Source organism: Nocardioides sp. BGA-UO-ETr-FS32, assembly GCF_059567905.1.
The window spans coordinates 241,325-261,923 of record NZ_JCAQOX010000007.1; the positions used below are offsets into that span (position 1 = coordinate 241,325).

A 20,599-nucleotide genomic window follows, 5' to 3' on the forward strand; every position below is an offset into this window, starting at 1 on the left:
TCGGAGTGTGAACGAGCCACAGCGCCGGGCGGCGGCAACTTCGACCTCCTGTCGAGAGTCGTACCGTGGACCCGACATTCCGTCTCCGGAGGGAACGCACTCATGCGTACGACGACGCTGACCACCGCCGGCCTCCTGGGCCTGGCCATGCTCAGCCCCCTCCCGGCCGCCCACGCTGCAGGCGAGACCTGCCGCGGCGAGGCCGCGACCATCGTGGGCTTCCCCGGCAATCCCGCCCTGCTGGGCAGCGACGGCATCACCGGCACCGAGGGACGCGACGTGGTCGTGACCAACGGCGCTCTCAAGGTCTCGACCCTGGGCGGTGACGACGTCATCTGCGTGACCGCGGGCGGTGCGTCCTCATTCAAGCGCGTGATGATCGACGCGGGTGCCGGCGACGACGTCGTGGACGGCACCACCGCACCCGACTGGATCGTGCAGGCCGAGCTGGGCGAGGGGGCCGACCGGTTCGACGGAGGCAACGCGGGCAGCTCCGTCCACGGCGCGTACTCCGACGCCGCCCCGGCGGACACGGAGAGAGACGTCATCGTCGGCGGAGATGGTCCAGACGGGGTCCACAGCGGCGTCGCCGGGTCCCCCAACCCCGACGTCATCGCCCTGGGCGCCGGCGACGACTCCCTCATCTACGGGGGCGTCACCACCGGCGGCTCGATCGACGGCGGCGCAGGTGTCGACGAGTTCTTCCCTTCGGCGCTCAGCACCCCTGGCGACACCGTGATCGACAACGCGGCCGGACGGATGCTGATCGACCAGCAGGTCGTGGCGACCTGGACCGGACTGGAGACATTCTGGACCGGGACGATCGGCGGCGACGACCTCGCCTTCGTCGGCACCGCGGCCGACGAGACTGTCCATGCCAAGGTGTCCGGCCGGGTCCGCGCCACCTTCGGCGCAGGTGACGACAACTTCCTGGCGGACCAGGCGCCACGTGGCGGCAGCGTGCTCGACGGTGGCGATGGCCGAGACCACTTCTACGTCACCTCCGAGTCGGGCCTCCTGGACCTCGACCTGAGGAGAGGCAGGCTGGTGGCGGACGCCGAGGCGCCGTACACGATCCCGGCCACCGACTTCGAGGACGCATCATTGTTCGCCCGCCGGGTCGTCGTCGGCGGCACCGACAGCCGCAACGACCTCCGCTTCTCCGCCTGTGACGCCGAGCTCCGCGGTCGCGGCGGCGCGGACACGATCAGCCGGTCCTACGAGTCGCTCTTCGAGTCGGTCTTCTGCCCGCGCTTCCCGAAGGCGCACCTCAACGGCGGCAGCGGCCGGGACGACCTCGAGGGCACCCTCGGCCGGGACGTGCTGCTCGGCGGCAGCGGAAAAGACCTCCTCGACGGGGGTGGGGACGACGACCGCCTGATCGGAGGCAGTGGACCCGACGAGCTCAAGGGTGCGGACGGCAACGACGTCCTCCGGGGCGGCGGTGGGAACGATCGGCTCCTCGGAGGCAGAGGGCGTGACAACCTGCAAGGACAGGCGGGCCAGGACCGGCTGTACGGCGGCCCGTCCCGCGACCACGCGGACGGCGGACCGAGCTCCAAGGACCTGTGCCGCGCTGAGCACAAACGGCGGTGCGAGCGCTGACGCGACAGCGGTGCGGGCTGACCGGTGGAACAGAGGCTCAGGCTGGGAACAAGGTGGCGCTCATGGCGGCGATGTGCGCCGGCGTCGAGCCACAACAGCCGCCGACCAGGTCGATCCCGAGCTCGGCGAGCCGGGTGGCGTGCGAAGCCATGTCGCCAGCGGTGGCGTCGTACTCGAAGTGATCGCCCACCACCTGCGGAAGGCCGGCGTTGGACTGGGCGACCAGGAGGATGTCGTCGGTGCGGGCCTGCGCCATCTGCGCGGCGATGATCTCCATCTCCGCGGGACCGCGACCGCAGTTGGCCCCCGCGGCGTCGGCACCCGCCGCGGCAAGGTGCGCCACCGCGTCGCCGGGGCGGACGCCCATCATGGTGCGCAGGTTGGTGTCGAAGCTCATCGTCACGGCGACCGGAAGGCCGGGCGCGACCTCTCGCGCCGCGGCGAGGGCCGCCTCAGCTTCACCGAGATCGCTCAGCGTCTCGACCAGCACCAGGTCGACCCCGCCCTCGACCAGCGCAGCGAGCTGTTCGGCGAACAGCGCCTGGGCCTCCTCGCGGGTCAGGGTTCCGAGCGGCGCCAGCAGCTCGCCAGTCGGACCCAGTCCGCCGGCGACGAGCAGTCCGCGCTCGTCCGCCACCGATCGTGCAAGCTGCGCCGCGGTCCGGTTCACCTCGCCGACGCGGTCGCCGAGCCCGTGCAGGTCCAGGCGCGGCCGGGTGCCCCCGAAGCTGTTGGTCGTCAGCAGCCGCGCCCCCGCCTCGGCGTACGCCGCGTGCGCCGCGCGCACCGCGTCGGGGTTCTCGAGGTTCCAGAGCTCGCCGGGTACACCGTCCTCGAGGCCGCTGTCCTGGAGCAGCGTGCCCATGCCGCCGTCGAGCAGGACCGGACGGTCCCCGCGCAGCAGCGCCCCGAGCCGATTCACGTGCCCAGCTCGTCGAGATAACGGGCGATCCTGTCGGCCGGCCACTCCGCGTCGAGTTCGGCAGCGACTCGCTCGAGCACCTCGCTCGGCGTACCGTCGGCCTCGGTCCAAGGAGACCGTTCCCACCCCGCCAGGTAGTCGTCGGCCCCGGTGTCACCAAGCCGCATCGCAGCCTCGTCGATCGCCTCCTGGAACCGCGGTGCGAGCTGCGACTTCACGGTCTCCTCGTCCGCCCGGGCCGCAACCATCGACGGAAGGTCGCGCCACCGGGTCACCTGGTACTCCGCCATCGTCGCAGCCTAGGTCCGGCGCCGCGTCTTGCGCGGAGTCGTCCGGCGAGTGAGCGCTACCAGACCTGCGCATCAAAAGATCGGACGTCCCCGGAAGACTGCGCTACTCGACTCGGCACAACTATGACGGGCAGGAGTCGATCAATGGTCGACCGGAGCGGGACTGGAATGGTCCTGGGGAAATCTTCGTGCGTTGGCCGCTCAGCGGGCACCCGAAACGGTCGTGGCTATCGCCGCGCTGAGCGGAAGGTGTTCCCGTGCGCCGATCGCAGCGCTTCTGAGGAGGCGTGCTGCCAGGGTGCCTTGACGCTTGCGGCGAGCGACATCGGCTGCCCGCCAGCGGCAGTAGGCAGCGTCGTGGGGACGGTCGAGTTGCTCCCACGCGGTCGCGACACGCACCCACTGGTCGACGGTGGCCGTACCGCGGAGCCGAGCCATCTCCACGGTCCAAGCGGCGCTGTGCGTCCAGAGGTAGGGATCGGCTGCTCGAGTGCAGTCAGCCAAGCCGGATCGGTCGAAGAGGTCGCGATGCCGCTCGTGCGCCGATGCCGCCTCCGTGGAGGTGGTCGTGTCGGCTGCGGCGCGGGCAGCCGCCACCATTGCCGGCGCCACCAAGCGAACCGGCGTCGATCCTGCCAGGATGTCGAGGGCAGTGAGTAGCCGATCGGTGTGGCGCTCGGAGTCGTCTCCCCAGCGGTTGACGATGTCGGCGATGACGAGCACTTCGACATCGGTCCCCCAGTTACCCGCCATCTCTTGCCATAGACGCTCCATACGTTCCCCAGCCGCCCTGACGTCACCGCACAGGCCGGTCACCGCGGCTCGAAGGAGGTCCATGGGCCAGCGGTCGAGGTCGATGGCTTCCGACGTCGTGTCGGGTATGGCCTTCGAGGCCTGGGAAACCCTCCCGGCCAGCAAGAGCGCGAGGGTGGTGTTGAACCTGACCAGCATCTCGTCGTAGTTGCTGATGGCCAGTTCTCGGGCAGTGGTCATACCGGGCGCTCCCGCAGCCAGAACCTCATCCGCGCGGGCGCCGCAGATCACCAGCACGTCCGTCTCGATGACCGATCGTCGAACGATGCCCAAGGGGTCGAGTCTCGTCCCCAGCTGGGCATCAGCGTCGTCCAGGAGCATCCGGGCTTCCTCGAGGTTCCCGCGCACACCCGCATGCCAGGCCAGCCGGGTCATGCTCCGGCGTACCAGCGTCGGGTCTCCCACTTCCGCGGCGGTGGCCACGGCGGAACGCGCCATCTCCTGTGCAGCATCGAACTGCCCCACGTCCATCAGCAGGTTCTGCTTCCAGTCTCGAGCCTTCACCAGCCCTTGACACGCCGGAAGCCGGTCGTACACGGCCAGTGCCTGGTCGATGAGGTCTCTTCCCACCTCTGGACCCTCCAGCTGGCCGCGGCACATGGCGGCATAGCGGAGCAGTTCGGCTCTCACTGCGTCGTCAGTGCTGCCCAGCACGGCCTCCGCGGCGTTGCTCATCTCGGCCACCTGGTCGAACTGAAGGGAGGCTTGGAGTGATTCCATTGCGGCGAGGTACGCCGCCGCGTGGCTCACCGGTGGTGTGCCCGGCAGCGACTGGCGTGAGGTCCAGGCCTGCAGAACCCTGAGCCACTGCTCGGCCTCCTGTGCGTGGTCGAATCGGTCTGCCGCGGCGCGCGCCGCGGCAACTCGCCAGTCCATCTCTCGGGTCACGTCACCGGCGAGCTGCCAGTGCATCGCGACCTCTGCGGGCACCGGGTCTGGCGCACGGCCCAGCGCTTCCGCCAACCCGCGATGTTGTCGGGGACCTTCGCCGGGAAGGAGCCGCCGCCGCACTGCCTCGGCCAGCAGGGGATGGGCGAGGGCGACGGTGTCGTCCCTCCGGTCGAGAAGTCGTCGGTCGGCCAGCTTTCTCAGACCGGCGGTTGCGGTGTCGTCGTCGATGCCGGCCGCTGCGGCGAGCTGGTCGAGACCCAGGGGTCGGTCCGCAAGACCGAGCGTGCGGGCGAGCAGCCACGCAGGTCCCGCGAGGGTGCCGAGGCGGGTGTCGAGCAGGTCCGCAAGAAGGGCGGGCAGTCCCTCACCTGCACCGTGCGCCGCGAGCTGCGCGGTGAAGAGCGGATGCCCGCGGCTGCGCGCGAAGATGGCACCGGCGTCGAGGCCTACTCTCTCGTGCGCGAGCTGTTCTGCGGTCTCAGCGCGGCTGAGCGGAGCGAGCGCTACCTCGGCCACGCCCCCGACTCGACGCACACGACTCCACCAGTCACGGTGGGCCGCGTCCGTGACTGGATCATCGAAGCGCCACGTGGCGACGACGGGGACCGGGCTGTTGCCAGCAGCGATGTGTTCCATCAGGTCGAGAGTGCTTGTGTCGGCCCAGTGCACGTCTTCCAGCAACAACGCGAGGGGGCCCACCGCGACGAGTCCCGTCAGAAGCGACTGGAGGGCCCCGACTAGCCGTTGCCGAGCCCACTCGCTCGTCCCTTCGAGGGGCTCGCGGGGCGCCAGTTCGGGGAGGAGTCGGGCTACCTCAGCCGTGACGTACGGGGGGCAGGCCGCAAGTGCCTTCTCGAGCCAGCGTCCATCGCCGACGTCGTGGAGGGCGCGCAGAGCATCGGCGATCGGCATGAACGCAGCGTCGGCGGACAGTGGGAAGCACCGTCCGGTGACGACGGTCGTACCTGCGACGGCGGCCGCGGTATCCACCAGCGCGGTCTTGCCCATTCCGGCCTCGCCGGCGACGAGGAAGAGTCCGGATCCCGTCTCGAGGTGGCGGCGGACAGCGGCGAGCTCCGCCGTGCGGCCAGCGATCCTGAGTGCGGGCGCTGGAGCGGCAGCGGGTGCGGTGGCCGCGAGCCACAGCTCACGAACGCCATTGGTGTCGCCGTCGAGGGCCTCGACGAGAAGCTCCAAGGCACCCCAGGAGGGAAGACGGGGGGATGAGAAGGCCTTCGAGACGGTGGTGTGCGACACGCCCGTCTGTCGGGCGAGGGCCCGTAAGGATGGCCAGCCCGCCTGGTGGTGGAGTTCGTGCAGGGCCTCGACGAGCTCACGGTGCGGTCCGGGATCGAGCTGAGGCGACGGGAGGGCACCCATCGTGATCTCCTCTCATCCTCGGTGATCACCCGAGACCTGTTGTTCAGCATCCGTCGGTTGCCCTACCGGTGTCCACCTGGTTCCGCTGACGGGTCGCACCGGCGGAGCGAGGGCGCGCGGTCGCGGCGCAATCGGCTACTCCGCCGAGAGTTCCTCGACTCATAGGATCACAGCCATCCACGCGTGGATCCTTGGCCGCTATGCCCTTGGGAGGGCGAACTTGAGTCACACCGTTGCTTGGACCGACGGGCATTGGACGAACGCACCCGCCGACGTCGCGACCGACCTTGATGGCCTCCACGTCACTGCCCGCGAAGGTAGCGACGCCTGGCGCATCACGTCCTACGGCTTCATCCACTCCAGCGAGCACGCGCTCTTGACCACGTTCGAGCCCGAGTCTGCAGTCGAGGTGCAGTTCCGTCTCGACTTCGCCGAGCAGTTCGACCAGGCCGGCATCTTCGTGAAGCTCGACGACGAATCTTGGATCAAGGCCGGCGTCGAGCTGAGCGACGGAGAAGAGAGCCTCGGCGCTGTCGTGACCAAGGGCACATCGGACTGGTCTCTGTCCCCAGTGCCGAACTGGGCAGGACGGTTGGTGACCGTCCGTGGCAGCTGGTCGGGCAACGCACTCACTGTGCGCGCGCGTGTGGACGACGAACCCTGGCGACTCGTTCGCGTCGCGCCCCTGGATACGGTCGCACCCGTCACGGCAGGGCCGTTCTGCTGCGCGCCGACCCGGGCCGGGCTCACTGTCCACTTCACGTCGTGGCGGACCACGCCGCCAGACACCAAGCTGCACCAGAGCGCCTGAGCCTTCCTCTTGAGTGCGCGGCTGCCCGGCCAGCACGTGCGCTCGAAGGGCTCGCCCGCGAGCCCGCTCGCCTGGCGTGGTGTCGCGCCACGTTGACGCCAAGGTCTCGGCCATCACTCCACACGTGGGGTGGACTGGCCCTTGGGAACGCTGGAGAGGCAGCAGCGCGAGAAGCAGGCCAAGGAGATCGAATGACGCGACTCAGCCGCCAGGCCGGGCTCGCCGCCCCTGTCTCGCTGTGACCGCGATGACCCAGATGACGAACAGAGCGGAGGTCAAGAACAGAAGTGCGGTCAGGCCGACCAAGATGGCAATCGGATAGCTGGCGACAACGAGCCAGCGAGGGAGCAGGCCGGGCGTCCGTGCCGCGATCGCGATGAACATCCCGGCGGGCAGCATCGCGCCCAAGCCGAATGCGACCCAGCCGAATTGTGGGAGTACGGATTGGCCGGACTCGAACCCGGGATCGTCGACGAGCGCGCCAAAGGAGATGCTGAGCGGCACGGTGGCCCAGGCGAGGGCTGCGACGATCATGCCGATTGCCGCGGCGGCTCCGGTGATCAGGAGCGGGACGCGGAAAGTCCCCGCTTCGCTCGAGAGTGCGTAGGCGAACCAGACGAACGACAGGCCCGCCAGTACGAGCAGGAATGCTCCTGCGACGTACGCCGCCCTGTTGCTGGCGTCGGCATAGATCGAAACGAACTGAGTGTCGGGGTCGGCGAACGACCCAGCGACGTCTCCGTTCAGGATGACCGCCGCGATGAAGACAACCAGGAACACAATCCCGGGACGTGAGACGTTGAGCATGGTCGACGAACGCGAATCCGGCTCCCCCTTCGCGGAGCGTTGGGTTGCGTGGCTCACGATCGCCTCACGCAGTTCCCAGCACCGTCACCGGTCAGACAGGTGGACAGCACCGCGGCTTCGAACACACAACTGAGGTTAGGTGGCTGGCAGCCGGCCGTCCACGGTTCCCTGCCCAGCCGACGACGCATCTCCACCCAACGCTTGATCAAGGTCTGCTGTCCCCGTTTGTGCCGACTTCACGCCCCATCACGCGGCGGAAGGAGGCACGTCCGGAGCGAGCTTGTGACGGAGGCACGCCCCTCAGTGTCATCGCGAATCTGCACGATCACGGCGGCGTACAGGTCGGGCACAATGCCACCGTGACGTCCATGCCCCGAGGGGCCCACCCGGAGCTGCACGTCCACCTCGCCGCGGACACCTCCAGCGTCCCCGGAGCGCGCAGGTTCGTCATTGACGGGCTGCGGCAGTGGGGCCGCGAGCATCTCGTCGACGACGCCGCCCTGTGCGTCACCGAGATGGCAGCGAACTCCGCCCTGCACAGCGGCAGCACTTACCTACACGTCCGATTGCGTGACATCGAGCCAGGCGTGCGGCTCAGCGTGGAGGACGCCGGCGGCATGGTCCCGGTCGCGGCGGTGGCCCCGCCACCTGTCGCGAGCCAGGGCACCACCGGGCGCGGCTTGGCGATCGTGTCGGTGCTCTCGAGGTCCTGGGGGATCGAGGAGCACGTCGATGGACGACTCGTGTGGGCCGAACTTGCGGGCGACGGCGTCGAGCACGACGTACGGCCGCCGGTCGTGGAGTACCGCGAACGCGCGGCGCCGGAGCAGGTCGTCCTGCCCGCCGGCTGGGCGAGGGTGAGGCTACTTCGGTGTCCTGTGCAGCTCGGGCTCCAGATCGACCAACGGCTCGACGACCTGGTTCGGGAGCTCCAGCTCATCGACTCCAAGGAAGGTTCGACTCCGCCTCGGGAGCTGGGCCAGCTGATCGAGCGACTGGTGACCCGCCCTGCCTTTGCGCGCCACCTGGGCCGTCGGACCGCCCTGGACGCCGCCGCAGCAGGGATGGAGTACGTCGACATCGAGATGACACTTCCCCGTGAGATGGCCGCGACGCTCCGTGAACTGCTGGCCGCCGACAACCTGGCTGATGAGATGAGCGAGACCCACCAGCTGCTCACGCTCCGGTCCACTCCCGAGATGGTGTCGCTGCGCACCTGGTTCACTGACTCCATCGTCAGCCAGGCAGAGGAAGAAGCCGAGCCGGTGCCGTACGAGGAGTGGCTGCACGAGCGAGGCTGACCGCCACACCATCATCGGCTCCAGGCCACGGCGTCCTACTTGCCCCGACAGCACCGACGTCAGAGACCCGTGGGTGCGAGAAGTGGGCGGCGAACTGCCGGAGGCGACCCGCACGGAGACGGCAGGCGGAACGCTCGGTTTCTCGCGGCAGTAGGACGATGCCGCTGTCGCGGCGGAATGCCGCACTTCGTGCGGAGCTGGAGATTGGGGGAAGTACCGACCGTGGCTCAGCCGGTCGTTCGAGTGTCGGTCGTGTGTGCTTGTGTGGGGCAGTGCATGAGGTCGTCGTAGGCGCGCTGGTTCGCGACGATCGTGTCCTCCTCGTGCATCGGCGGCCGGACAAGCGTGCCAACCCGGACGTGTGGGACTTGCCCGGTGGTCTCATCGAGGCTGGCGAGTCAGAGCTGGACGCGCTCGTCCGGGAGCTGCAGGAGGAGCTGGGAGTGCAGATTGCCACGGGCTCGGTGTCTCATTTGTGTCGACTCACCGCAGGGTCGGCGGATGCGCCGACCGTCCTGAGCGCCTGGCTCGTACGTGAATGGCAGGGAACGCCATTGAACGTCGCTCCGGCGGAACACGACGGCATGAGCTGGTTCGGGGTCGAGGAACTGCCTCCTCCCCCTCACGTTCTCGCACGCACGGCCTTGGTCGACGCGATGCGGAGCCTTCGCGGTTAGGCTCACGCGCTGATCTCGGCCGCGTAGGTCCTACTGACCGACCTGCCCATCACAGCCCGGCGGACCAAGGAAGGATGTCGGCATGCCTATCAACGAGGACGGCGTACGGGGGCGGTGGTCCGAGGGACAGCCGTGTCACGGGCTTTGGAGTCTGCTGCCAGGCGTCGTGACCGCTGAGGTGCTCGCAAGGACCGGTCCCGACTTCGTCGTCGTGGACCTGCAGCACGGCGCTGCGACAGAAGCCGAGCTTCCCGGGGTCGCCGCGGCCATCAGGGCAGCAGGCTCGATTCCTCTGGTGCGGACACGCAGCCCGCTGTTCGCCGATGTCGGGCGCCCGCTCGACCTCGGTGCCAGCGGCGTCATCGTGCCGAACGTACGCGACGCCAATCACGCCCGGGAGGTCGTCGCCGCCACCCGCTACGCCCCAGCCGGTGAGCGGTCCATCGGCCGTCTGTCAGGTGGAGCCGATCAGCCGCTGGTCATCGTCATGGTGGAGACCAGGACAGCACTCGACGACCTCGACGCCATCCTGCGGGTGGAGGGTCTGGACGGGGTCTACGTCGGCCCTGGGGACCTGTCCTTGTCCCTGGAGCTCGCAGGCGTGGATCGCTCGGCGGACCTGCGCCAGATCCTGTCCTCGATCATCGCCCGGGCCGTCTCCGCCGGAATGCCTGTCGGTGTCCACGCCTACAACGGAGACGACGCCGCGCGCTATGCCGCTGAGGGAGCAACCATCGTGACCGTCTCCGTGGACTCTGTCTCGCTGGGTGAGGTCGCGACGCACCACCTCGACGTTGCCCGTAGCCAACGGGAGACGGGCCACGCCTGATCGCGGCGGAATGGATCGGGTGCCGGGGGTGCTTCGCGAGCGGCAACCCAGGAACGGGATGACAACCATCCACGAGTGAGGGGACGGTGTCATGACGGGTCCGGACGACAAGGCTGGGTGCCGCAGGCACCTCGGGTGCTCCGTTTCCTTGACGGCACGCGAGTGTCAGGAACACTCTGAAAGCCCTACAGATCCCATGCCGACACCCGGCATGCGCCCGTGACACAGCTCTGCCCGCCGGCGCACTCCGCTTTTCGACAGGCAATGAGAACGGGTGGCTCCCATGAGCGATGGACCACGGGACGAGCGGGTGCCCATCGACGAGGGCGGACTGTTGGCGCGCTACGCACAGTGGCGCAGTCGCACGACCGGTCGTCAGATCGCTGCCCTCGGGCCCGAGGACGCGACCGCCACCTGCTACGTGGCGGACGAAGTCATCGTCGACGGGGCCGACCGCGATCTCGTGGACGAGCTGGTCGGTCGCCACAGCGCCGAAGTGATCCTCGACCGCGCCCTGCCGGATCCGCCGGAACAGCTGCATGCGACGCAACGCGACGTCGCCGACGAGGCTCCCGAAGTCGTCCGCATGCGGTTCAGCCGGCCGCCTCGGGTGGACGGTCAGGACGACCTGCTGCAGCGGGCGGTTCGCGACGGGCGCGACGTGTACGGCCGCGTCGTCGCCACCTCCGAGCTCGGGGCCGCCGTGGCCGCCGTGGCAACGCAGCTCGCCCTCGACGGCCGGCCGATCGGCCTGAACCTCCTCGGCGAGCCGCTGTCGATGCCGCTGGCGAGCGCCACCGAGGGCAACGTGCCCGGAGTCGGGGCGAACCCCTTCACCTGGACTGCGTTTGCCGGAAGGTCCCGGATGGTCGAGGCCTGGCAGCTGATGGATTCCATCCGGCAGCTCCGCAGCGACCCCTTCGTCGTACTCGCCGTCCTCGACCGCGGCTTCTGGCTCGATGCTTCCGGTGCGCCCATCGTCGCGCCCGGCCAGCCTGCATCCGATCTCGGCGCCGGGGTCATGCAGATCAACCTCACCAATGAGGGCGCACCGGCCGGCGGCATGGCGCCGAGCGGGATGGCGTGGCACGGCAACGCCGTGGCCAGCTCTGGCGCAGGCATCGTCAACAACGCGGCCGGAGCGGCCGGCAGCGGCGGGACGGTCGCGACGCCGATGCTGTTCCTCACCGACATCTCGATCGACCAGATCCTGCGCTGCGTGCGGATGTGCGCGGCCTGGGGAATCGACGTGCTGAACATGAGCATCGGCACGTGGGGCCAGACCGAGCTGTGGTTCCCGACGAGCAGCTGGGACAACACCTTCCAGTTTGCCGCCGACAACGACGTCGTCATGGTCGCGGCCGCCGGCAACGACGACCTCGACCTTCCTGATGATCGCAACATCCGGCCCGCCACCCGCACTCCCGGTGTGCTCACGATCGGGGCCCTGGATGCTGCCGACAACAAGGCAGGCTTCTCCAACCACGGATCCTCGGTCAACCTCTGGGCGCCGGGCACGGCCATACCGGTGGCACCCGACGGCAACAACCCGGCGGGATCCCGACCCAGCGGTACGTCGTTCGCCGCGCCCATCGTCGCGGGCGTCGCGGCGATGATGCGCAGCGCGAACCAGTCGCTCTCCGCCCACGACATCCGTCGGCTGCTGGTGGAGACCGCGTGGAACGGTGCAGGGCCCGTGGGCAAGGGGATGGATGCGTTTGCCGCTCTCTTCGCCGCCGTCCAGCAGACCCTGCCCGACACCAACGAGCCGAACAACACCGCTGCCACGGCGCGGGGACTCCTCCCGACCGGCCCGGGCGGCGCACTCCAGCCCGGCCTAGGACCGTTCACCGCGAGGTCGACCGCCAACGATCCGGACTACTGGCACTTCACCGTCGAGCAGTTCTCCACCGTGACCATCGCTGTCGCCTGGTACGAACGGCTCGGCAAGCTCTTCGTCGCCGTCGAGTCGGACGACCCTGATGCGCGAGGCCCCGACGAGATGACGAGGGGCGGGTCGTCGGGCACCGGCAGCTCGACACTGACCGGACTCCTGCCACCCGGCGGATACCGCGTGCGCGTGGGTGGCGCCGGCGTCACGGGCTACCGGCTCCAGGTCACGCGCGCGAGCGCCACCCTGGCCCAGGACCAGTTCGAGGTGAACGACTCCTTCGAGTCCGCCGCTCGGATGCTGTTCGTGGCCCCGCCCTGGCCGTTCTTCGCGCTGCGCACATGGGGTCCTGGCGCCTACGACGCGACACTGCACGCGCAGCTGTTCCTGTCGCCGTGGATCGGAGGCCGCACCAAGCTTGGCACCAACGACGACTGGTTCAGGCTCGACGTGCCTGCGTCGACGATCTTCAGTCAACCAACGGTCTCGGTGTACGACGCCGACCAGCCTGTCGACGTCGAGCTGTACGACGCCTCACGTGCGGTGCTCCGCTCATGGCCAGGCGTGCGCGCCATGACGGACCATCCACCGCCAGACAGCACCTGCTACCTGCGAGTCTCCGGCAAGAGGGTCACCCGCTACCGCATCTCGACCCGGATGACCGCGGACCCCAGGAAGATCCCCGGCCCCTTGCAGGAGGAGCTCGAGCTGATCCCGAAGTGGTGGGGCGACCCGCCGCCGGTGGAGCTGTTCGACCCGATCACCCACTATCTTCACGAGGTGGGTGAGGACCGGGGCGAGGGACCGGCGTTGGTCTTCGCGGGGGCGGCGGACGACCTGCGCATCGAGCTGCTCGACGCCGAGGGCTCCGTGATCCGAGAGGCCCGCGAGACCGACGAGGCGCTGCTGCTCGACACCGAGGGCCTCGACTCCGGCGCCTACGTCGTCCGGGTCTCGCGCTTCACCGACGGAGCCCAGCTCAGGATGCTGCCCCCGATCGGCTTCACGCACTGATCGCGCTCACCCACGGAGGATCGCGCACCCGTGCGCGGGTTCAGCCCACACTTCATGTAGCCACACTCGGCACCTGCCCAGGGGACGCGCGACGCGTATCGTTTCTCGAGTGGATCCCTCGGATCAGCTCCCGGCGCCGGAGCGAGAGATCCTGCGGAGTGGTCGCACTCGAGCGCCGTTGCTCGACCGGCTCACGCCGACAGGGCGACGTCGCGGCGTTGTCCTCATTGCTTTCGTGTTGGGTGTCATTGGCGGTGGTGGTGCGGCCTGGTGCTTGGACGGTTGGTCGCCCAGGGACGCGAGAGCGCCCTCCCCGCCGGCCGCGGCCGGTACCGAAGTGCGGCTCGTCCTGAGCGGGGTTGTGACGCCCACACAACCGAATCGTCGAAACGGCACCGGCGGGAACGATCCGCTGCTGATCGACGCGGTGCTGCTTCACGGTCGGGTCCCGGCATCGCGACAGTCACGAGGATCCACCGATCCGGCGGAAGCCTCGCGATTCGAGCTTCCGCGCTACCTGTCAGACTCTCGGTGAACCATTCCTTGGAGCGGATCCGCCTGAGGATCACCGCACGAGATTGCGGGCTCGCCGCCGAATGGACACCCAGCGCTCAGCCGTTCACCCTCACGTGGCAGGACGACCACGGAGACATCCATATGGACACCGGCGGAGATCACGACGCGGCGATGGAGCTCGACTTGATTCGTTACTTCGACGTGGTTTGTGGCAACCAGCCCGCGCGCTGACCCCGGGCAGCATGTCGTCCCGGCCGTCGCCGCGCCAGAGGGATCCGCAATGCCACACCACAACGACCCTCCCCGATCTGGTCGAAGGCGCACCGGGTCGACCCGCAGCACCCCGGTACGCCGCGGTTTGACGCACTGGCAGGCACGCTCCTCGCAGTTCACAACCAGATTTCGCAATCTCGACAGTCAGCCGTCCCCACCTGTCTGATCGGATCATGACGACCTCCTATGACGACCTCCTATGACGATGCGATCGGCGAGATGCGAGCAATGCAGGAGCGTATCCGCTACATCCGCGATCGCTACTGCGATCCAAAGTCCAACGCGAACCCGCGCTACCTCGGTCTCTCGAGCGCAGTTGCTGGACTGACCAAGGCCATGTCAGACATGGAGGCCGAGTCATCTCCCTAGGACCGGAGAAACGCGGAGGGTACACGCGGCGATACGACGCGGCTCCTTGAACCGCACGAGTCCTGCGATTGCAAGGTCAGGTCGAAGGTAAGTTCGGTCGAATCCGGGACTCGGCGTTGGCCCCGTACCGCCCCTGTCGTTGCGTCGACGCGCGTCATGTGAGCGCGGCGGCCACCCTGTGCCTGGAGAAGAATTCGGCGATCGGCCGGGCTACGGCGGCCGGGTCCGTGGCGACCGAGAAGTGATCTCCACCCTCGAGGATGACCTCCTCGCGCTCCGGGAACAACTCGTACAGGAAAGCTCGGGTGGCGGGGTTGATCGGGTTGTCCGAAGCGGTGCTCCACGAGAGCACTGGGCGGTCGATCGTTGCAGCTTGCTCGACCCCGTAGTCCCACTCGATCAATGTGGAGGCTTCGCCCTCGACGAACGTCGCGGCGTCCTTGATGCCCTGGTCGACGGCGCCGGGCCCTACGGCCTGCGCCGCCGCGCGCCAGTCCAGGCCAGTCGGCTCGAAGAGCGCATCGTAGGCGCCTGCGATGTCACCCGCCTGGTAGCGACCGGCCATCGCCTCGAACGCCGGTCCCAGAGTTCCCGGCAGGTCCGCGAAGTCGCTGGAAGCCAGCCAGGTGCCCGACGGCAGTGGTTCGAGCAGCGCCAGGGTCCGTACCCGATCGGGGTGGGAGGCGGCGAGGACGAGTGCGATCATCGCACCCTCGGAGTGGCCGACCAAGTGTGCTCGCTCCACTCCGATGTGGTCCAGCAGCGTCACGATGTCGGCCGGCTGCATGTCGAAGCCACCCGCCGGTGCGCGGCACTTGCCGTACCCGCGCCGGTGGTAGCGGATCCTCTGGAACCGGCTGAATGCTGGCTCGTCGGCCAACGGGCGAAGGAAGTCGGCCCAGATCGCGCCGTGGATGAACAGCACCTGTTCCCCCTCACCTTGAACGTCGTAGGCCAGATCGACGCCGTCCACGTTCGTCGTCTTCATGGCAACCCCCTTGTTTCGTCGGTCGTGTCGCTGTGGTGCCCGCCGCCGTGCGAGCCTCTGATCTCGAGACTGGCGGACCGCGCAGCCGGCAGGATCGGCATTGGCTGCCAACCCGAGTCCGAGGGTGTGGGTACAACTACCCAACTCCGATTCGGTGGGCCATGCTGAAGCCATGGAGGCCGTGGCCACGGCACACCTGGCCCGCGCGCGGGAGCTTCACGCGGCATCCCGGTGGGAGGCGGCGTGTACGGAGTACGCCGCGGCAGACGCCGAAGAGCCGCTCGCTGTCGAGGATCTCGAAGCGTTTGCCGAGGCGGCCCAGGTCTCTGCCCGGGGTGACGAGGCCGTGGCCCTGCTCCACCGTGTGTTCGACCTCCGGGTCGGTGCCGGTGAGGTCGATGAGGCGGCGCAAGTCGCTTTCTGGCTGTGGTGGGTGCTGTTGAACACCAATGAGATCGTCCGGGCAAGCGGTTGGCTCAAGCAGACGAGCCGCACGCTGGGACCGGCCACGGCAACCAGCCTGTGGCTCCAGATCCCCGAGGCGATGTTCGAGGGGACGACGGGCAACCGTTCTCGCGCCAACGAGCTGCTGGCGGCGATCGTCGACGAAGGTCAGGGCGAGGTGGTCCCCTGGGCGCTGAGTATGTGGGGCCAGACCCTGATCGACGAGGGGCGGCTCCAGGAAGGGCTCGATCGCTTGGAGGAGGCGATGGCCCTCGTCGGCGATGGCCTGTCTCCGCGCGTCACCCCCTGGGTCTACTGCGCCGCCGTCCGCGGGTGCTGTCTGGCCCGCGACTTCGCGCGCGCCCGAGCCTGGAACCGGTTGATGGCCAGGTGGCTCGACTCGCTGAGTAGTCTGGGAGGTGCGTACCTCGGGAACTGCCGCATCTACCGCTCACGGTTGATGTGCCTCAACGGCGTCTGGCCAGACGCCCTCGACGAGATCACGGCGGTCTGTGAGGACCTCGACGGCTACACCGGGTGGGTCTGCGGCCACGCGTACTACCAGCTGGCGGAGGTCCGGCGGCTACGTGGCGAGTGGGATGCCGCCGAAGGTGCCTACCGCCGTGCGGCCGGACATGGCTGCCCGACACAGCCGGGACTCGCCCTCCTCAGACTCGCCCAAGGTGACGCCGACGCCGCGTCGGCCGGTGTCCGTCGGGCGTTGACCGAGGTGACCGCGAAGCCCGACCGCCTGGACTTGTTGAAGGCCGCAGTCGCCATCTACCTCGAGAAGGGGCAGATCGAGGCGGCCCGGGGTGCCGTGAGCGAGTTCGAGGAGATCACCGCGGAGCTGACGATGCCGGTCATCGTGGCCGAGAGGTTCGCCGTCAGGGGCGCGCTAGCCCTCGCCGAGGGCGACCCGGGAGATGCGTTGCCATTGCTCCGTCGGTCCGTCGCCACCTGGCAAGAGCAGGATGCCCCGTACGAGGTAGCCAAGCTGAACGTCCTGATCGGGCAGGCCTGCCACGCACTCGCTGACCATGATGGTGCGCGTCTCCAGTTCTCAGCGGCCTCGGAGACCTTCGAACGGCTCGGCGCGCGTCCGGATCTGGTTCATCTGGCCCGGATCGTCGCTCCCACGGGCCCTGGTTCCGAGACACACGGCCTCACCCCACGGGAGATCGAGGTCCTCCGCCTCCTCGCCCGCGGCAGGTCGAACCGCGCGATCGCCAAGGAACTGCACCTGAGCGAGCGCACGGTCCATCGCCACGTGGCCAACATGTTCACCAAGCTCGACGTCGACTCGCGTACAGCCGCGGTCGCCTACGGCATCAAGCACCGCCTCGTCGAGATGGGCGCCATCTGAGCTCGAGAGTCCATTTCGTGGCGGAGTCGACATGAGGACACCACGCGCGTCTGGAAGAGCGCTGTCTGTGCAGTGAGCAGGCGGAGCGCACGCGCTTCGGCGTATGCGCGCAGGCGGCGTTACTGACGCACCCCGGCCAAAGCGCTTTGGACGGTGGTCAGGGGTTGGAGTCGCCGGCTGAGGTTCCCACGACCGGCCGCGGCCAGGGCACGCGACGCAGACAGGGGCATCAGCAGGTTGGGTTCGCCCTGGCCGTAGTCGCCGCAGTCCTGGTGTCCACAACGGCGGGCCATCGGACCACTCGACTCCCGGGCGGACTGCCTACGAGCCCGCAGGCGACACCATCCCAACTGATGCTCATGCAGGGAAGCACGCGCTTTGGGCGAGCTTCCGCACGCGGGTCAGCCGGCCGCTGACGTGATCGGCGCCGTGAGCGGAGTGAACCATTCCGTCACTTGGCGGCACAGGTCCGCCTCGCCGGTAGCGGTGAGCGACCCGTCGGCAAACGCGTCTGACCACCCTTGCCGGCCGCGCGCCAGAGCCAACAGCGTCGAGACCGCGCACCGCAGGTACACGTAGCGGCCGGTGTCCAGCAGCGGATCGATCAAGCACCCGTACGGCGCGAGGCGCTCCTGCACCACCAACCAGTAGCGCCGATCGTGCTCGTTCAACCAGAACTCCAGCACCACCGGCTCGGCTGGTAGGTGCTCCGCGGACACTCGCTGGGCCAGCCAGCCGAGGACGACGTCGGGATCGCGCTCCATCATGGCCGGGTCGTCGGGAAGCCACGTCTCGGCCCAGCCGCGCAGGGAGTACAGCACAGGCATCAACCCGGCGCCGACCGTGGTCAGGCGATAGCCGATGGATTCCTCCCGCGAAACCAGACCCAGCGTCTCCAGCCGTCTGAGCCGCTCGGTTAGCACCGAACGGGAGATCCGGCCCGGCAGCGAGCGCGCCAGCTCGTTGAAGCCAAGCGGACCGAACACGCCGAGCTGGCGCACGATGAGCAGGCTCCATCGGTCGCCGAGGTGCTCGATGGCCTTGGTGAAAGAGCAGTAACCGGGGAACTCGCGCGAGCCCACCGTCCCAGTGTCTCACCAGCAGTTCGAATCCAGAACTATGCGACCTCCGCCGTCGGAGGGATTGTGGGGCGCATGGCCACCCGCCGTCCCGAGCCAGCGCTTCGGCACACCCCCGAGATCGAAGAGCTGTACCGCCGGATGCTGGGCGCCGCCGACGCGCACGGACGATTCGTCTCGCGCCCTTCCGGGCGCCGCGTCCATGTGGTGCAGACCGGCGACGGCCCACCTGTGGTGCACCTGCACGGCACCAATACTTCGTCCCTCTCCCACCTGATGCTGCCAGCCCGGACTCCCGGCATCTGCTCCTACCTGGTCGACCGACCCGGATGCGGTCTCAGCGACCCAGAGGCCTTCCGACCGGAAGACTTTCGCGAGTACGCCGTTGGCTTCGTCGGCGACATGCTGGACGCCCTGGGGCTCGACGCCGCGCACCTCGTCGGTGCCTCAGGCGGCGGCATCTGGGCCACCTGGTACACCTTGGCCCACCCGGAGCGGGTCCGCGGGCTGATCATGCTGGGCTCCGTACCTACGCTTCCCGGTGGTCGCCTGCCTCTCCCGCTGCGGCTCACTGCGACTCCGGGGATCGATGACCTCATGGTGCGCGCAGTAAAGCCAGGCCGGCGGATGCTGCTCAAGATGATGGCCTCGATGGGCGAGGCGGAATCCATCGAGCGGCACCCTGACCTGCTCGACTCCCTCGTCGCCGGCGCCCGCGACCCGGTGGCGACCCACGCCAACCTGGCCGAGCTCCGCGCGCTGATCTCCCCACGCGGCTTCCGAACCAGCATGCGGCTCAGCCGCGAAGACCTCCGCCGACTGGCGGTGCCCGTTTTGATGATCTGGGGCGATCACGATCCCGTCGTACCCCTGGCCCAAGCGCGCGCACTCGCCTCCGAGATCCCGCACGCCCGCCTTGAGGCACTACCCGCTGGGCACGTGCCCCAGCTGGGCAACCCGGATCGGGTGGCCGCCCTGATAGAGGACTTCGTCCTGGCGACGGGGCCAAGAGCGCACACTCGGGAGCGACCGGACGCGTCATAGTGGGCGGTTTGCGGCAGGCAGATGCGCCCCGCCCGCTGGGCAGTTCCGGCGAGCGCATCCGATCCCGTCGGTCTACGTCCGCCGGGCGAAGGTGACCTTGTTGTCGGCGTGGATGGTCATGGCGTACTGCGAGTCGTGGGCCAGGCGGTGGTGGCGTGGGCAGAGCAGCCGGCCGTTGGTCAGGTCGGTGAGTCCCCCACGGGACCAGGGGTCGTCGTGGTGGGCGTGGCAGCCCGATGCCGAGGTCTCACACCCGCGGGCGGTGCAGCCGCGGTCGCGCAGCCCGAGGGCGATGCGCTGGGCCTTGGTGAACAGCCGGCGCAGGCGTCCCATGTCGAGGGGCTGGGAGTCGGTGCCGAGGACGACGGGGATGATCCCGGCCTCGCACGCGAGCCGGCGTGCCTGCCCGGCGGACATCCGCGTGCCGTCGTCGAGGAGCGCGGTGGCGTGCTCGGCCAGCAGGTCGGTCAGGGTCATCGTCACCACCACGGTGGCGTTGACCCCGGCGGTCTGTGGTGTGGCGTCGGTGGGGTAGCGCTCGACGTACTCCACGAACGCCTCCCCCAGGCGGCGGCGCAGCGGCTTCCACTCACCCGACTCCTCACGCAGCTCGGCCTCGGTGTGGCGGGCCGGGTTGGCCAGTGCGAGGAGGTGCCGCTTGAGCATCTTGCCGACGTGGGACGGCAGCACGAAGCTGCCCCGGCAGCGCCCCTCACCGTCATCACTCATCGTCAGGTCAACCGTGGCCGCCGCGCGGGCCTCCTCCGCCGCGAGCACGGCCGCCTCGTGGGACTCCCCCACCTCGGGGGCGACCACGTCGAGGATCCGTTTGCCGATCTGCTTGAGCTCACGCGCGTCGTGCCGCTCCGCCAGCCCCAGCAGCACCGACTCCGCGGCCTCGCGCGTCTGCGTGTCGACATGGGAGGGGAGCGCGTCCACCGCCGCGGCGATCACCCGCGCCTGCTCCGTCCGCAACCCACCCGACGTCAACGCCGACGCGACCCACGGGTGCTGCTCCAGCGCCCGACCCAACGCCAGGTCACGGCGCGCCTCACGCTGCGTGGCCCGGGTCTGCCCTGCCAGCCACGCCGCCGCGTCCCGCAGCCCGTGCGCGTCAGCCACGTCACCCGAGGCCGCCAGCACCCGCGCGGTCAGTGCGTCGAGCTGGGAGCGCACGGAGGCCAGCGCCGTCAGCGCGGCCTGCTTCTCCCCCACCGACATGAACCCCGGCTCCACCGACGCGACGTCCTTCAGCGCACCGTCGAGGACCGCGGCACACGCCACGACCG

17 protein-coding genes are annotated in these 20,599 nt (G+C 69.1%); 10 read left to right on the plus strand and 7 right to left on the minus strand.

Annotated elements, in window-relative coordinates; all coding sequences use genetic code 11:
• Window positions 1-102: 102 nt before the first annotated feature.
• Window positions 103-1,605, plus strand: coding sequence for a calcium-binding protein (locus tag AC57BS_RS03965; protein ID WP_496410169.1), 1,503 nt, complete (start codon window positions 103-105; stop codon window positions 1,603-1,605).
• Window positions 1,606-1,642: 37 nt separating this feature from the next.
• Here AC57BS_RS03965 and AC57BS_RS03970 read toward each other — a convergent pair whose 3' ends face one another.
• The 3 genes from AC57BS_RS03970 to AC57BS_RS03980 form a co-directional block, all read right to left on the minus strand.
• Window positions 1,643-2,527, minus strand: a complete 885-nt coding sequence (locus AC57BS_RS03970; RefSeq protein ID WP_496410170.1) for a homocysteine S-methyltransferase family protein — start codon at window positions 2,525-2,527, stop codon at window positions 1,643-1,645.
• A complete protein-coding gene (locus tag AC57BS_RS03975) occupies window positions 2,524-2,817 on the minus strand; it encodes a virulence factor (RefSeq protein ID WP_496410171.1) in 294 nt (97 codons plus the stop codon). The genes AC57BS_RS03970 and AC57BS_RS03975 overlap by 4 nt, the downstream gene beginning before the upstream one ends.
• Before the next feature lie 201 nt (window positions 2,818-3,018).
• On the minus strand, window positions 3,019-5,901 hold the full coding sequence (locus tag AC57BS_RS03980) for an ATP-binding protein (RefSeq protein ID WP_496410172.1): 2,883 nt from the start codon (window positions 5,899-5,901) through the stop codon (window positions 3,019-3,021).
• Between the two features lie 220 nt (window positions 5,902-6,121).
• Here AC57BS_RS03980 and AC57BS_RS03985 point away from each other — a divergent pair, with 220 nt between their 5' ends.
• Window positions 6,122-6,712: a DUF1349 domain-containing protein gene (locus AC57BS_RS03985; RefSeq protein ID WP_496410173.1), complete on the plus strand. Its 591-nt coding sequence runs from the start codon at window positions 6,122-6,124 to the stop codon at window positions 6,710-6,712.
• Window positions 6,713-6,913: 201 nt separating this feature from the next.
• Here AC57BS_RS03985 and AC57BS_RS03990 read toward each other — a convergent pair whose 3' ends face one another.
• Window positions 6,914-7,576 carry a hypothetical protein gene (locus AC57BS_RS03990; RefSeq protein WP_496410174.1) on the minus strand — a complete coding sequence of 221 codons (663 nt, stop codon included), beginning with the start codon at window positions 7,574-7,576 and terminating at the stop codon, window positions 6,914-6,916.
• Between the two features lie 311 nt (window positions 7,577-7,887).
• Here AC57BS_RS03990 and AC57BS_RS03995 point away from each other — a divergent pair, with 311 nt between their 5' ends.
• The 6 genes from AC57BS_RS03995 to AC57BS_RS04020 all read left to right on the plus strand — a co-directional run bounded on the left by AC57BS_RS03995 (window position 7,888) and on the right by AC57BS_RS04020 (window position 14,389).
• The gene (locus AC57BS_RS03995; protein WP_496410188.1) at window positions 7,888-8,820 is read left to right on the plus strand and encodes an ATP-binding protein; all 933 of its coding nucleotides are present in this window, start codon (window positions 7,888-7,890) and stop codon (window positions 8,818-8,820) included.
• A 272-nt stretch (window positions 8,821-9,092) separates the two neighbouring features.
• On the plus strand, window positions 9,093-9,497 hold the full coding sequence (locus AC57BS_RS04000; RefSeq protein ID WP_496410175.1) for an NUDIX domain-containing protein: 405 nt from the start codon (window positions 9,093-9,095) through the stop codon (window positions 9,495-9,497).
• Window positions 9,498-9,579: 82 nt separating this feature from the next.
• Window positions 9,580-10,326, plus strand: a complete 747-nt coding sequence (locus AC57BS_RS04005; RefSeq protein ID WP_496410176.1) for an HpcH/HpaI aldolase family protein — start codon at window positions 9,580-9,582, stop codon at window positions 10,324-10,326.
• 283 nt (window positions 10,327-10,609) lie between these two features.
• On the plus strand, window positions 10,610-13,231 hold the full coding sequence (locus AC57BS_RS04010; protein WP_496410177.1) for a S8 family peptidase: 2,622 nt from the start codon (window positions 10,610-10,612) through the stop codon (window positions 13,229-13,231).
• 531 nt (window positions 13,232-13,762) lie between these two features.
• Window positions 13,763-13,978: a hypothetical protein gene (locus AC57BS_RS04015; protein WP_496410178.1), complete on the plus strand. Its 216-nt coding sequence runs from the start codon at window positions 13,763-13,765 to the stop codon at window positions 13,976-13,978.
• A 228-nt stretch (window positions 13,979-14,206) separates the two neighbouring features.
• On the plus strand, window positions 14,207-14,389 hold the full coding sequence (locus tag AC57BS_RS04020) for a hypothetical protein (protein ID WP_496410179.1): 183 nt from the start codon (window positions 14,207-14,209) through the stop codon (window positions 14,387-14,389).
• A 154-nt stretch (window positions 14,390-14,543) separates the two neighbouring features.
• Here the strand turns inward: AC57BS_RS04020 and AC57BS_RS04025 are convergent, their stop codons facing one another.
• Entirely contained in the window at window positions 14,544-15,377 is an 834-nt protein-coding gene (locus AC57BS_RS04025; protein WP_496410180.1) for an alpha/beta fold hydrolase, read from the minus strand.
• A gap of 172 nt (window positions 15,378-15,549) precedes the next feature.
• On the opposite strand from AC57BS_RS04025, the gene AC57BS_RS04030 reads away from it, so the two are divergent.
• Complete coding sequence (locus AC57BS_RS04030; protein ID WP_496410181.1) at window positions 15,550-17,187, plus strand: LuxR C-terminal-related transcriptional regulator; 1,638 nt, start codon at window positions 15,550-15,552, stop codon at window positions 17,185-17,187.
• A 401-nt stretch (window positions 17,188-17,588) separates the two neighbouring features.
• Here the strand turns inward: AC57BS_RS04030 and AC57BS_RS04035 are convergent, their stop codons facing one another.
• Window positions 17,589-18,269 carry a winged helix-turn-helix transcriptional regulator gene (locus AC57BS_RS04035; RefSeq protein ID WP_496410182.1) on the minus strand — a complete coding sequence of 227 codons (681 nt, stop codon included), beginning with the start codon at window positions 18,267-18,269 and terminating at the stop codon, window positions 17,589-17,591.
• Window positions 18,270-18,341: 72 nt separating this feature from the next.
• Between AC57BS_RS04035 and AC57BS_RS04040 the strand changes: the two genes are divergently transcribed.
• Window positions 18,342-19,310: an alpha/beta fold hydrolase gene (locus AC57BS_RS04040; RefSeq protein ID WP_496410183.1), complete on the plus strand. Its 969-nt coding sequence runs from the start codon at window positions 18,342-18,344 to the stop codon at window positions 19,308-19,310.
• Window positions 19,311-19,382: 72 nt separating this feature from the next.
• Here AC57BS_RS04040 and AC57BS_RS04045 read toward each other — a convergent pair.
• A partial coding sequence (locus AC57BS_RS04045) for an HNH endonuclease signature motif containing protein (protein WP_496410184.1) occupies window positions 19,383-20,599 on the minus strand: 1,217 nt, incomplete at its 5' end.